12 protein-coding genes are annotated in these 12548 nt (G+C 60.2%); 9 read left to right on the plus strand and 3 right to left on the minus strand.

Annotated elements, in window-relative coordinates:
- Positions 1 to 47: 47 nt before the first annotated feature.
- From AC1RGE_RS17260 to norR, 3 genes are all read right to left on the minus strand, one after another.
- Positions 48 to 527: a GNAT family N-acetyltransferase gene (locus tag AC1RGE_RS17260; RefSeq protein ID WP_015636918.1), complete on the minus strand. Its 480-nt coding sequence runs from the start codon at positions 525 to 527 to the stop codon at positions 48 to 50.
- Between the two features lie 3 nt (positions 528 to 530).
- Positions 531 to 1433, minus strand: coding sequence for a chemotaxis protein (locus AC1RGE_RS17265; protein WP_011063291.1), 903 nt, complete (start codon positions 1431 to 1433; stop codon positions 531 to 533).
- 177 nt (positions 1434 to 1610) lie between these two features.
- A complete protein-coding gene (norR, locus tag AC1RGE_RS17270; RefSeq protein WP_015636917.1) occupies positions 1611 to 3167 on the minus strand; it encodes a nitric oxide reductase transcriptional regulator NorR in 1557 nt (518 codons plus the stop codon).
- A gap of 156 nt (positions 3168 to 3323) precedes the next feature.
- Here norR and hmpA point away from each other — a divergent pair, with 156 nt between their 5' ends.
- From hmpA to queC, 9 genes are all read left to right on the plus strand, one after another.
- Positions 3324 to 4505 (plus strand): NO-inducible flavohemoprotein, encoded by a 1182-nt coding sequence (gene hmpA / locus AC1RGE_RS17275; protein ID WP_492584695.1) that lies wholly within the window; start codon positions 3324 to 3326, stop codon positions 4503 to 4505.
- A gap of 363 nt (positions 4506 to 4868) precedes the next feature.
- Complete coding sequence (locus tag AC1RGE_RS17280) at positions 4869 to 5378, plus strand: disulfide bond formation protein B (protein ID WP_011063288.1); 510 nt, start codon at positions 4869 to 4871, stop codon at positions 5376 to 5378.
- Between the two features lie 796 nt (positions 5379 to 6174).
- Positions 6175 to 7119, plus strand: coding sequence for a ubiquinol oxidase subunit II (cyoA, locus tag AC1RGE_RS17285; protein ID WP_011063287.1), 945 nt, complete (start codon positions 6175 to 6177; stop codon positions 7117 to 7119).
- 3 nt (positions 7120 to 7122) lie between these two features.
- Positions 7123 to 9141 carry a cytochrome o ubiquinol oxidase subunit I gene (cyoB, locus tag AC1RGE_RS17290; protein WP_492584697.1) on the plus strand — a complete coding sequence of 673 codons (2019 nt, stop codon included), beginning with the start codon at positions 7123 to 7125 and terminating at the stop codon, positions 9139 to 9141.
- Between the two features lie 3 nt (positions 9142 to 9144).
- On the plus strand, positions 9145 to 9771 hold the full coding sequence (locus AC1RGE_RS17295; RefSeq protein WP_492584699.1) for a cytochrome o ubiquinol oxidase subunit III: 627 nt from the start codon (positions 9145 to 9147) through the stop codon (positions 9769 to 9771).
- Positions 9772 to 10101 (plus strand): cytochrome o ubiquinol oxidase subunit IV, encoded by a 330-nt coding sequence (gene cyoD / locus AC1RGE_RS17300; RefSeq protein WP_011063284.1) that lies wholly within the window; start codon positions 9772 to 9774, stop codon positions 10099 to 10101.
- Between the two features lie 10 nt (positions 10102 to 10111).
- The gene (gene cyoE / locus AC1RGE_RS17305) at positions 10112 to 10999 is read left to right on the plus strand and encodes a heme o synthase (RefSeq protein WP_011063283.1); all 888 of its coding nucleotides are present in this window, start codon (positions 10112 to 10114) and stop codon (positions 10997 to 10999) included.
- Between the two features lie 158 nt (positions 11000 to 11157).
- Entirely contained in the window at positions 11158 to 11712 is a 555-nt protein-coding gene (locus AC1RGE_RS17310) for a cytochrome b (protein WP_210483245.1), read from the plus strand.
- A gap of 120 nt (positions 11713 to 11832) precedes the next feature.
- Positions 11833 to 12531, plus strand: coding sequence for a 7-cyano-7-deazaguanine synthase QueC (gene queC / locus AC1RGE_RS17315; RefSeq protein ID WP_011063281.1), 699 nt, complete (start codon positions 11833 to 11835; stop codon positions 12529 to 12531).
- The last annotated feature ends 17 nt before the right edge of the window (positions 12532 to 12548 follow it).

The raw sequence follows: 12548 nt of genomic DNA on the forward strand, positions 1-12548 counted from the left end.
GGCCGTTCGCAGCCTTCGGCGGCAGCTACAGGATAGTGACCGGCGGATCAGTCGAGGGTTTCGTGACGCACGATGTACATGCCGACGCTTTCGTAGAGGCGCCGGGCCCCCAGGTTGCCTTCCAGTACCCGCAGATCGACGCAGCCTTCCCGGCGTTCGGCGAACAGGATGAAGGCTTGCTGCAGCAAGGCGCGCCCCAGGCCCTGGCCGCGCGCTCGGGGGTGTACCACCAGGTCCTTGATGTAGGCGCTGGTCCAGCACTGGGCGACGCCGATCACACCTTCGGCATCCCGGGCCACCAGGCACAGTTCGGGGTCGTATTCGGCATCGCTCTCGAAGGCCTGGCGCCAGCTGTCCAGCACCGGGACGTCGCCGCCACCGTCCTGGTAGCCCAGATGCATCAACTGATGCACAGCCTGCGCATGCTCGGGGCTGTAGTTGTGCACAGTGATGCCGGCAGGCCACTGCGGCGCTGCCAAAGGGGCAGTGAGATCGCGGCGCATCAACAAACAGTGGATCTGGCTCATGCCTCAGGCGCCCTGGGTGGCAATGGTCTTGGCTGCGTCGATCAGGCAGCGGGTCAGTTCTGGCGAGGAAAACTTGGTGAGCACGGCGTTGGCACCGGCCACACGGGCTTTCTCGCTGTTCATGGCGCTGTCCAGGGAGGTGTGCAGCAGCACGTAGAGATGGGCGAAGTCCGGGGTTTCCCGCAGGGTGCGGGTCAGGGCGTAGCCGTCCATCTCCGACATCTCGATGTCCGAGACAATCAGGTTGATCTCGTTGGCCGTGCCTTGCAGTTCCAGCAGGCAGTCGATGGCTTCCTTGGCGCTGCGGGCGGTGTGGCATTGCAGGCCGAGGTTGCGCAAGGTGTGTACCGATTGCTGCAGTGCCACCTGGCTGTCGTCCACCACCAGGATCCGCGCGTTGCCCAGGGCTTCGGCGTCTTCCATGCTCAGCTCGGTGGGCGCCATCTCGATCTGGGCCGGGGCGATGCCATGGATCACTTTCTCGATATCCAGTACCTGCACCAGGGTGCCGTCCACTTGGGTCACCCCAGTGATGTAGGACCGCAAGCCGCCGGAACCGAAGGGCGGTGGACGGATATCGGTGGTCAGGCAATGTACGATCTTGCTCACGGCCTGCACGTGCAGGCCCTGTTTGGAGCGGCTGACGTCAGTGACGATCAGGCAGCCGCTGTCGGGGTCGGCCAGGGGCCGCTCGCCGATGGCCCGGCTGAGGTCGATCACCGACAGCGAGTTGCCCCGCAGGGTGGCGATGCCTTTCACATGGGGGTGGGATTCGGGCAGCTTGGTCAGCGGCGGGCAGGGAATGATTTCACTGACTTTAAGCAGGTTGATTGCCATCAGCTTGCCGCTGCGCAAGGTAAACAGCAGAAGCGATAGCGAATCTGCGCGGGCTTTGTTGGAGGACATAAAAACCTTCTCTGGAGAAAATTGGCTCGTGGCACGGGCCACGGACAACCATTGATAACGGGTTATCGACGTGTTCAGGGCTGGCTTTAGCGGTGTTCCCGCTTTCCGTCGGCGGCGCGACCCTGGCCGGCAAGCCGGCTCCTGCAGAGGGGCGGGGCGCTTTGTCGGCGCTGGCGTTTACCGCAGGCCCAGGCGCTTGGCCAGGCGGCTCAGGTTGGCCCTGTCCAAGCCTAGCTCACGGGCGGCGCTGGCCCAGTTGTGCTGGTGCCGCTCCAGGCAACTGCTGATCAGTTGGCGCTGGTAGTGGTCGGTGGCCTGGCGCAGGTCGCCGGCTACGGCAGGCATGGCCTGGGTTGCAACAGCAGGCTCGACGGGGGCGCTGGTTCTTTCGCTGGCCCGGGGCAGGTCCAGATCGCCGGCATCCAGGCTGAGGATCTTCGGTCGCTCGGGGTGGTTGCCCAGCGCTTTCAGAGCGCTGCGCCCGATCAAGTGCTCCAGCTCGCGAACGTTGCCCGGCCAGTGGTAGGCCAGCAGCGCCTGTTGCGCCTCAACGCTCAGGCGCAGGCTGCCCAGGCCCATGCGCGAGCGGTTCTGTTCCAGGAAGTAGCCACTGAGCAGCAGCACATCGCGGCCGCGCTCGCGCAGTGCCGGCACCCGCAGGGGGTAGACGCTGAGACGGTGGTAGAAGTCGGCACGATAGCGGCCGTTGCGCACTTCTTCCGCCAGATCGCGGTTGGTGGCGGCGATCAGGCGCACGTCGACCCGATGCTCCTGGTCCGACCCCAGGCGTTGCAGTTGGCCGCTTTGCAGCACCCGCAGCAGTTTGGCCTGTACTGTCAGCGACAACTCGCCCACTTCATCGAGAAACAGCGTGCCGCCATTGGCCAGTTCGAATTTTCCCCGGCGATCCTGGGTGGCCCCGGTGAAGGCGCCGCGCACGTGGCCGAACAGCTCGCTCTCCACCAGGGTGTCGGGCAGGGCCGCGCAGTTGAGGCTGATGATCGGCTGCTCGGCCCGGGGCGAAGCCGCGTGGATAGCCTGGGCGACCAGTTCCTTGCCGACGCCGGTTTCTCCGGTGATCAGCACCGTCAGGTCGCTGCCGCCCACCAGCTTGATTTCCTCCAGCAAGCGTTTGTGGGCCTTGCTCTGGCCGATCATCTCGCGGTTCTGCCCACTGGCCTGGCGATAGACCTCGGCCCGCTGGTGCTCGTTTTCGGCGCGCTGGGCCAGGCGTTCGATGCGCTGGGCGGCGCTGACCGTTGCGGCGGCGAGGCTGGCGAAGGCTTGCAGGGCATCCAGCTCAATGGGTTCGAAGCGCTGCGGGTCCAGGGCATCGAGGGTCAGCAGGCCCCAGGGGCGCTCGTCGACGAACAGCGGGCAGCCCATGCAGTCATGCACTTCCAGGTGATCATCGAGCCCTTCCACCAGGCCGTCGTAGGGGTCGGGCAAGTCGCTGTCGCTGGCAAATCGGGTCGGGCCCGGGCTGCTGAGCAGGGCGGCGAAGCGCGGATGCTCGCTGACCTTGAAACGGCGGCCCAGGGTGTCGGTGCTCAAGCCGTTGACCGCCAGGGGCACCAGCCACTCGCCATCCAGGCGCAGCAGTGCGGTGGCATCGCAGGGCAGCAGGGCGCGCAGAGCTTCCAGCAGGCGGCGATAGCGCTCGCCTTCGGGCAGTTCGCGGGACAGGTCGGTGACCAGGGGAAGCAGGGCGGTGAGCAGGGATTTTGCAGTCATAATGACTCCGTGGTGTCTTAATGACTATAAAAGACAGAGTGTCTTTATGACTATATTTATTTTAACTTGTTGATATTTAACGTATTTATTTCTGGCACGAAAACTGATTAGGCATAGGAAACCTGCAAGCAGTCATAAAGTCCAGGAGTTGTCCTTATGCTAAGCGTTCAAGATCGTGCCATTATCAAAGCCACTGTGCCCCTGCTCGAAAGCGGTGGCGAAGCCCTGATTACCCACTTCTACCGGATGATGCTCTCCGAGTACCCGCAAGTGCGGCCACTGTTCAACCAGGCGCATCAGGCCAGCGGCGATCAGCCCCGGGCCTTGGCCAATGGTGTTCTGATGTATGCCCGGCACATCGACCAACTGGACCAGTTGGGGGACCTGGTGGCCAAGATCATCAACAAGCACGTCGCCTTGCAGATCCTTCCGCAACATTACCCCATCGTTGGCGGTTGCCTGCTGCGGGCCATTTCCGAAGTGCTGGGCAGCGAGATCGCCACCCAGGAAGTGATCGATGCCTGGGCCGCCGCCTATAACCAGCTGGCGGATATCCTGATCGGCGCCGAGGCGGCGATCTACGACGAGAAAGCCCAGGCGCCCGGCGGCTGGCGCGGTGCCCGTGAGTTCCGGCTGGTGCAGAAGGTGGAAGAAAGCGCGGAAATCACCTCCTTTTATTTCGAACCGCTGGACCAGGGGCCGATCCTCGCCGCTGAACCGGGGCAGTACATCGGTTTGCAGCTCTTTATAGGGGGCGAGGAAATCCGTCGTAACTACTCCCTCTCGGCACTTTCCAACCAGGGCCAGTACCGCATCAGCGTCAAGCGCGAAACCGGCGGCGTGGCCTCCAACTACCTGCATGACCAATGCCCGGTGGGCACCAGCGTCATGCTGTTCCCTCCTGCGGGGGAGTTCACCCTGGCGGCCAGCGACAAACCGCTGGTGCTGATCAGCGGCGGGGTGGGCATCACTCCAACCCTGCCGATGCTGGAGGCGGCGCTGGCCACCGAGCGTCCGGTGCATTTCATCCACTGCGCCCGCAACGGCCAGGTGCATGCCTTTCGCAACTGGGTCGATGAACTGGCCCAGCGGTATCCACAGCTCAAGCGCTTCTATTGCTACGCCGAGGATGACGGTGTCAGCCCGGCGGCGGACAAGCTGGGCATGCTGACCCGCGAGCAACTGGCCGAGTGGCTGCCGGAGCAACGCGACCTGGACGCCTACTTCCTCGGGCCCAAGGGTTTCATGGCCGCGATCAAGCGCCACCTTCAGGCCCTGGGCATTCCCGAGCAGCAGAGCCGCTATGAGTTCTTCGGTCCGGCAGCGGCCCTGGAATAACCACCCCGGCCGGCTCCCCTCGGGCGCCGGCCTTTTCTCTCTCCCCTTCGTTTCATGTCGCTCCGGCATTCGCTGATTTTCCCGAAACCGCCTTTATTCTCGGCGTATTTGGTATGGCGGTTAATCCACTCTTAACCTGCTTGTCGCTATTGTCCGCAACTGGCAAAGCGCCCGAAGCCGCGTTGCAGTGGCGCTGTACGTCCCTGCATTCAAAGGTCATGTTCAACGTGTAGACTTCCCGGCAGCCGGGTGTGCCTCTGCGAGCATTGGCCTGCACGCGATCGACGGGTTCATCGAAGACAATCTCGGTCTGCCGCCTCGGGTCTCGGGGGCAGGCTGAACACAACAGAAAAAGGAATAGGGATGAGTGACGACAGACTGGGTTTGGGACGCGAACGGCGTTTCCTGGTGCTGCTGGGGATTATCTGCCTGGCACTGATCGGCGGAGCCCTGTACATGCAGGTGGTGCTGGGTGAGGCGCCGTGCCCGCTGTGCATCCTGCAGCGTTATGCCTTGCTGCTGATTGCACTGTTTGCCTTCATCGGCGCGGCCATGAGTTCGCGACGTGGGGTCACGGTCATGGAAACCCTGGTGGTCATCTGCGCCCTCGCCGGCGCGGGCGTGGCGGGGCACCATGTGTACACCCAGTTCTACCCCTCGGTGAGCTGTGGCATCGATGTACTGCAGCCGATTGTCGACAGCCTGCCGTTGGCCAAGATCTTCCCCCTGGGCTTTCAGGTGGACGGTTTCTGCTCCACGCCGTACCCGCCGATCCTCGGTCTGTCCCTGGCCCAGTGGGCGCTGGTGGCGTTCGTGCTGACGGTGATCCTGGTGCCTCTGGGTGTGGTACGCAATCGCAAGAAAACCTACTGATTCACTCGTAAAAGCCCCGGCTCCCCATGGGAGGGCCGGGGCTTTTTTGTGCCGTTCATTCGGCACCTGAAAAGTCCGTGATTTGCGGCAAGCGCAGGTGCGGCAAAAGTGCGACATGTTGTCACAGTGCCGCGGTCGCAGAGGGGCGGTTGAGTCGCTGCAACAGACTGCATTCTGGCGCGCTGGTTCAATGAGAGCCTGTCAGTTTGTGTACGCGAGCCTGTCGGCCGAGAACCATAGCCTGCTATCGATACAAATCTTCACAGCGCCCGTTTTACAAGGGGTGAAGCCTGATGGAAGGCGGCCCTCAGGGGGGATCGAGAGTCCTGGAAGGTGGGGGGGTCAGGTCCTTTTTGGGGCTTTTTGTTGCAAATGAAAATCGCTATGATTGCGATCCTTCGCAACAATCATGAGGGATTGTTGCGCCATGGGATAAAAATTATTTCGGGATAAGACATGGTTTATAAAACGCGACATATCTACAATCGCCCGCACTGAATTTCCGACGCTGCTCAACCCTGAGCACACGAGGACGGTCGAGGGGCGGATAGAGCGCTCCATGCGACTGCGGGTGTCGGCGCCTTCCAAACTTCCGCACCAAATGGAATTGGTCTGTAACAAGGCCTTTGACCACGAGATCGAATAAGAACCACTGCTAGCCCGGGATGTGTCGTTGAGCGCTTAACGCAACGGGCAGGCCCTTATTCAATTGAAGAAAAATGCCAACCCTTGGCAGGGTGAAGTGTTGGCGATCAAAACCCAACTGCATTGCGCAAGCTGCTTTAGAGGTCGTGAGATGAGTAAAAACAGGTACCCCAGATTACTAGGCTTATTGCCGCTGCTCGGCATGTTAATGCTGGGAGGCTGCAAGTGGACCTTGCTCGATCCCAAGGGTCAGGTCGGTCTGGATGAACGAAACCTGATCATCACGGCAACCATCCTGATGCTGCTGGTGGTTGTGCCGGTCATCATCATGACCTTCGCCTTCGCCTGGAAATACCGCGCCTCCAACAAGGACGCGACCTACGCGCCGAAGTGGTCCCACTCCACCAAGATCGAGATCGCGGTGTGGCTGGTTCCGGTGCTCATCATCATTGCCCTGGGTTATGTCACCTACAAGTCGACCCACGCCCTGGACCCGTACCGTCCGCTGGATTCCGACGTCAAGCCAGTGACCATCGAAGTGGTCGCCATGGACTGGAAGTGGCTGTTCATCTATCCCGACCAAGGGATCGCCACCGTCAACAAGATCGTTTTCCCGGCCCATACCCCGGTGAACTTCCGCGTGACCTCCGACACCGTGATGAACTCGTTCTTCATCCCGGGCCTGGGCGGCCAGATCTACGCGATGGCGGGCATGACCACCAAGCTGCACCTGATTGCCAACCAGAACACCGAACTTGAAGGCATCTCCGCCAACTACAGTGGCGCGGGTTTCACCGGCATGAAGTTCAAAGCGATCGCTACCAGTCAGGAAGATTTCGACGCCTGGGTAAACGAAGTCAAGAAGGCACCTAAACAGCTGGACACCGCTGAATACGAAGCCCTTTCCAAGCCAAGCCAGAACAATCCTGTAGAGCTCTACTCCGCCTACGCGCCAAACCTGTTCCAGACCGTCATCGACAAGTATGAAGGCATGAAACCGGGCAAGCCGCTCAAGCACGAGAAGAAAGAAAAGGAAGTGGCCGCAACGGAAGGGATGGACGTGAGTTCGCATTCAGCTGCCGGGGCAGAGGAGTAAACGATGTTTGGTAAATTAAGTCTGGAAGCGATTCCGTTCCACGAGCCGATTGTCATGGTCACCGTTGCCATGATTCTGCTCGGTGGCGTGGCGCTGTTCGCGGCAATCACCTACTTCAAGAAGTGGACCTACCTGTGGACCGAGTGGCTGACGTCCGTCGACCACAAGAAAATCGGTGTGATGTACATCATCGTCGCCATGGTCATGCTGCTGCGTGGTTTTGCCGACGCCATCATGATGCGTACCCAGCTGGCCATGGCCACCGAGGGTTCGCCTGGCTACCTGCCACCTGAACACTATGACCAGATCTTCACCGCCCACGGTGTGATCATGATCATCTTCATGGCGATGCCATTCTTCACCGGCCTGATGAACCTTGTCCTGCCGCTGCAGATCGGCGCGCGTGACGTGGCCTATCCGTTCCTCAACTCCCTGAGCTTCTGGCTGCTGGTATCGGGCGTGGTGCTGATCAACCTGTCCCTGGGCGTTGGCGAATTCGCCAAGACCGGCTGGGTTGCCTATCCGCCGCTGTCGGGCCTGCAATACAGTCCGGGCGTGGGTGTGGACTACTACATCTGGGCGCTACAGCTATCAGGGCTGGGGACAACGCTGACGGGGGTCAACTTCCTGGCCACCGTGCTGAAAATGCGTACCCCGGGCATGAAGATGATGGACATGCCGATCTTCACCTGGACCTGCACCTGGGCCAACGTGCTGATCGTGGCTTCGTTCCCGATCCTCACCGCTACCCTGGCATTGCTGACGCTTGACCGTTACATGGATTTCCACATTTTCACCAATGAACTTGGTGGCAATCCAATGATGTACGTGAACCTGTTCTGGGCCTGGGGTCACCCCGAGGTGTACATCCTGATCCTGCCGGCGTTCGGTATCTTCTCCGAAGTGATCTCGACCTTCTCCGGCAAGCGCCTGTTCGGCCACCATTCGATGATCTACGCTTCCGGCGCGATCTCGGTACTGGGCTTCATGGTCTGGCTGCACCACTTCTTCACCATGGGTTCGGGGGCCAGCGTCAACGCCTTCTTCGGCCTGGCGACGATGCTGATCTCGATTCCGACGGGGGTGAAGCTGTTCAACTGGCTGTTCACCATCTACCACGGCCGTCTGCGCATCACCAGCCAGGTTCTGTGGACCCTGGGCTTCATGGTGACCTTCGCCATCGGCGGCATGACTGGCGTACTGCTGGCCATTCCGGGTGCCGACTTCGTTCTGCACAACAGCCTGTTCGTGATCGCTCACTTCCACAACGTGATCATCGGCGGCGCGGTATTCGGCTACATCGCCGGCTTCAGCTTCTACTTCCCGAAAGCCTTCGGCTTCAAGCTGCATGAAGGTTGGGGCAAGGCTGCGTTCTGGTTCTGGATCTCCGGCTTCTTCGTCGCGTTCATGCCGCTCTATGCACTGGGCTTCATGGGCATGACCCGTCGTCTGAACGCCACCACCAACCCTGAGTGGGTGCCGTATCTGTACGTCGCCATGGTAGGTGCGGTGATGATCGCCGTGGGTATCGCCTGCCAACTGATCCAGCTGTACGTCAGCGTGCGTGACCGCAAGCAGAACATGTGTGTATCCGGCGACCCTTGGAACGCCCACACCCTGGAATGGTCGACCTCGTCGCCACCTCCGTTCTACAACTTCGCGGTACTGCCGAAAGCCGAAGGCATCGATCCGTTCACCGAAGCCAAGGAAAACGGCACTGCCTACGCGCAGCCTGGCCGCTACCAGCCGATCCACATGCCCAACAACACCGCTACCGGTCTGGTCATGGGTGCTCTGCTGACCGTGTTCGGTTTCGCCATGATCTGGCACATCTGGTGGCTGGCCATCGCAAGCCTGGCCGGCACCGTGATCTATTTCGCGATCCACGCTGCCCGTGATGATCAAGGCTACATGGTGCCGGTCGAAACGATCGAGCGCATCGAAGCCGAACAGCACAAGCGTCTGGTATCGGAGAACAAGATCCCGGCTACCCGTGTTGAAACCTCGTTGGAACAGGCTTAATCCATGTCGAACTTAGTGACCAATGCTGGACACGCCCATGTCGATGACCATGGGCACGATGACCATCACCACGACTCGGGCGAGATGACCGTATTCGGTTTCTGGCTCTACCTGATGACCGACTGCATTCTGTTTGCGTCGATCTTCGCGGTATACGCGGTACTGGTTAACAACGTAGCGGGTGGCCCGTCGGGCCACGACATCTTCGAACTGCCATACGTACTGGGTGAAACCGCCCTGCTGCTGTTCAGTTCGATCACCTACGGCTTCGCCATGCTGGCGTTCTTCCGGGGCAACAAGAAGCAGGTACTGGGCTGGTTGGCCATGACCTTCCTGTTTGGCCTGGGCTTCATCGGCATGGAGATCAACGAGTTCCACCTGCTGATCTCCGAAGGCTATGGCCCTAGCCGTTCCGGCTTCCTGTCCGGGTTCTTCACCCTGGTCGGTACCCACGGTCTGCACGTGACCAGCGGTCTGATCTGGATGGCGATCATGATGTACCAGGTGCAGAAAAACGGCCTGACGACGACCAACAAGACCCGTCTGAGCTGCCTGAGCCTGTTCTGGCACTTCCTGGACGTGGTGTGGATCTGCGTATTCACCGTTGTTTACCTGATGGGGACTATGTAAATGGCCAACACACACTCCCACGACGAAGCCGGTCACGGCAGCGTCAAGTCCTACGCCATCGGCTTCATCCTGTCGGTCATCCTGACACTGATCCCGTTCGGCCTGGTGATGTACCCATCGCTGCCCAAAGACGTGACCCTGTGGATCGTCCTGGCGTTCGCAGTCATCCAGGTGCTGGTGCACCTGGTGTACTTCCTGCACCTGGACCGTTCCGAAGCACAGCGCAACAACGTGGTGGCGTTCATCTTCGCCGCGTTGGTCATTGTTCTGCTGGTTGGTCTGTCGTTGTGGATCATGTTCAGCATCCACACCGTCATGATGGCGAAGTGAGGTAAACCCGATGTCGCTCAAGCACTTTATCCAAATCACCAAACCGGGGATCATTTTCGGTAACGTGCTTTCTGTGGCAGGCGGGTTCTTCCTGGCCTCGAAAGGGCATGTCGATCTGGCCATTTTCCTGGCCGCCATGATCGGCACCTCGCTGGTGGTAGCGTCCGGTTGCGTGTTCAACAACTGCATCGACCGTGACATCGACCTGAAGATGGAGCGCACCAAGAACCGCGTGCTGGTCCAGGGCCTGATTTCCCTGGAAGTGGCACTGGTCTACGCCTCTATCCTCGGTGTCGCCGGCGTCGCCCTGCTGTACTACGTGGCCAACCCGTTGGCCGCGTTGTTCGCGGTAATCGGCTTTGTCATCTACGTCGGCTTCTACAGCCTGTACCTCAAGCGCAAGTCGGTTCACGGCACGCTGGTGGGCAGTCTGTCCGGGGCCATGCCGCCAGTGATCGGCTATGTCGCGGTCAGCAACAGCTTCGACATGGCTGCGCTGACCCTGCTGGTGATGTTCAGCCTGTGGCAGATGCCGCATTCCTACGCTATCGCGATCTTCCGCTTCAACGATTACCTGGCCGCATCGATTCCGGTGCTGCCAGTGAAGCGTGGCATCCGCGTGGCCAAGAAGCACATCCTGCTCTACATCCTGGCATTCCTGGTGGCGACCCTGATGCTGACCTTCAGCGGTTACGCCGGCATGAGCTACCTGGCGGTAGCGGCGGCCATGGGCATGTACTGGTTGTACATGGCCTGGACCGGCTACAAGGCAGTGGATGACACCGTGTGGGCGCGCAAGCTCTTCGTGTTCTCGATCTTCACCATCACCGCGCTGAGCGTGATGATGTCGGTGGATTTCAAGGCCCCGACCGAGCTCCTGCTGACCTACGCACACTAAGCTGTCCAGGCCACAGGAAAAGCCCCGCCTTCGCAAGAAGCGCGGGGCTTTTTTCATTGCGCTGGATTGATGGTCACATCATTTAAAGTTTTTCGGCCCGAAGGCCTGGCCTGGCCGGGTAAAATGCGCCGTTCGTGGATAGAACCTGAGTGGATGCAATGGAAAACCGTATTGAACTGTACGACTCGAAGGTGCGCTATGGCGTCATCAGTCGCGGACTGCACTGGGCCATGGCCCTGGCCTTTGCCTGGATCTACAGCACCACCAGTGCGCATTACCTGCTGGCCGATTCGGCCCTGGACAAGTTCCTCTGGCCGACCCACAAGCAAGTCGGCCTGCTGTTGATGGCCCTGCTGCTGGTGCGTGTGGTCTGGAGCCTGTTGAACCGTCATCGCCGGCCGCCGAGCCTCAACCTTGCAGCAACCCTGGGGCATGGGCTGCTGTATGCCGGGATGTTTGCCATTCCGTTTCTCGGCCTGTTGCGTCAGTACGGCTCGGGTCGCGCCTTTTCCGCCTTCGGTCTGCCGGTAATGAACGGCTTCGACGGGCCGAAGATCCAGTGGATGACCGAGCTGGGCAACAATTTCCACAGCCTCCTGGGCTGGACCCTGCTGGTGCTGATCGTCGGCCATGTGGCGGCGCTGATCCTGCACTGCATCAAGGGCCAGGGGCATATTCTGCGGCGCATGGCCGGCAGTGCACGCTCGGCGTGAGCCGCGCACCCGAACACGGAAAAGCCCCGCCTTCGAGAGACGCGCGGGGTATTTTATTGAGAGCCCTTGCGTGGGCTGCCCAACTATTCAAATGACCCAACTCATGCAGGAAGCAGAATGATGAAGAAAACAGCGGTTATCGTGTTCAGCGGCGGACAGGACTCGACAACCTGTCTGATCCACGCCTTGCCGCTCTATGACGAAGTGCACTGCATTACGTTCGACTATGGTCAGCGGCACCACGCGGAAATCGAGACCGCGCAGCGGCTATCCAAGCAGCTGGGGGCGACCGTGCACAAAGTGCTGGACGCTTCGTTGCTCAACGAACTGGCGATCAGCAGCCTCACTCGGGACAACATTCCGGTGCCCACGGTGAACAGTTCAGGCGAGAGCTTGCCCAGCACCTTTGTACCCGGAAGAAATATCCTGTTCCTTACCCTGGCCTCTATCTACGCCTATCAGGTAAAAGCCGAGACCGTGATTACCGGAGTGTGCGAGACCGATTTCTCGGGTTACCCCGATTGCCGCGATGAATTTGTAAAGGCATTGAACAAGGCCCTCGAACTGGGCATGGAGTACAAGTTGCGCCTCGAGACTCCACTGATGTGGCTGAACAAGGCAGAAACCTGGGCTCTGGCGGACTACCACAATCAACTGGAGCTGGTTCGCGAGCAAACCCTGACTTGCTACAACGGCATCATGGGCAGTGGCTGCGCCAACTGCGACGCCTGCAATCTGCGGGCAAAAGGCTTGAACGCTTATCTGGAGAACAAGACGCAAGTCATGGATAGCCTGAAGAGCAAGATGGGTCTGAAGTGAGGATTTGAGCAGCTTGC

It is taken from the genome of Pseudomonas sp. GW823-FHT02C05 (genome assembly GCF_058797595.1).

Coding starts and splice junctions, on each gene's coding strand:
- cyoB (WP_492584697.1), top strand. CDS start 7,123: ATGTTTGGTAAATTAAGTCTGGAAGCGATTCCGTTCCACGAGCCGATT.
- cyoD (WP_011063284.1), top strand. CDS start 9,772: ATGGCCAACACACACTCCCACGACGAAGCCGGTCACGGCAGCGTCAAG.
- norR (WP_015636917.1), bottom strand. CDS start 3,167: ATGACTGCAAAATCCCTGCTCACCGCCCTGCTTCCCCTGGTCACCGAC.
- AC1RGE_RS17310 (WP_210483245.1), top strand. CDS start 11,158: ATGGAAAACCGTATTGAACTGTACGACTCGAAGGTGCGCTATGGCGTC.
- cyoA (WP_011063287.1), top strand. CDS start 6,175: ATGAGTAAAAACAGGTACCCCAGATTACTAGGCTTATTGCCGCTGCTC.
- AC1RGE_RS17265 (WP_011063291.1), bottom strand. CDS start 1,433: ATGTCCTCCAACAAAGCCCGCGCAGATTCGCTATCGCTTCTGCTGTTT.
- hmpA (WP_492584695.1), top strand. CDS start 3,324: ATGCTAAGCGTTCAAGATCGTGCCATTATCAAAGCCACTGTGCCCCTG.
- AC1RGE_RS17280 (WP_011063288.1), top strand. CDS start 4,869: ATGAGTGACGACAGACTGGGTTTGGGACGCGAACGGCGTTTCCTGGTG.
- AC1RGE_RS17260 (WP_015636918.1), bottom strand. CDS start 527: ATGAGCCAGATCCACTGTTTGTTGATGCGCCGCGATCTCACTGCCCCT.
- AC1RGE_RS17295 (WP_492584699.1), top strand. CDS start 9,145: ATGTCGAACTTAGTGACCAATGCTGGACACGCCCATGTCGATGACCAT.
- queC (WP_011063281.1), top strand. CDS start 11,833: ATGAAGAAAACAGCGGTTATCGTGTTCAGCGGCGGACAGGACTCGACA.
- cyoE (WP_011063283.1), top strand. CDS start 10,112: ATGTCGCTCAAGCACTTTATCCAAATCACCAAACCGGGGATCATTTTC.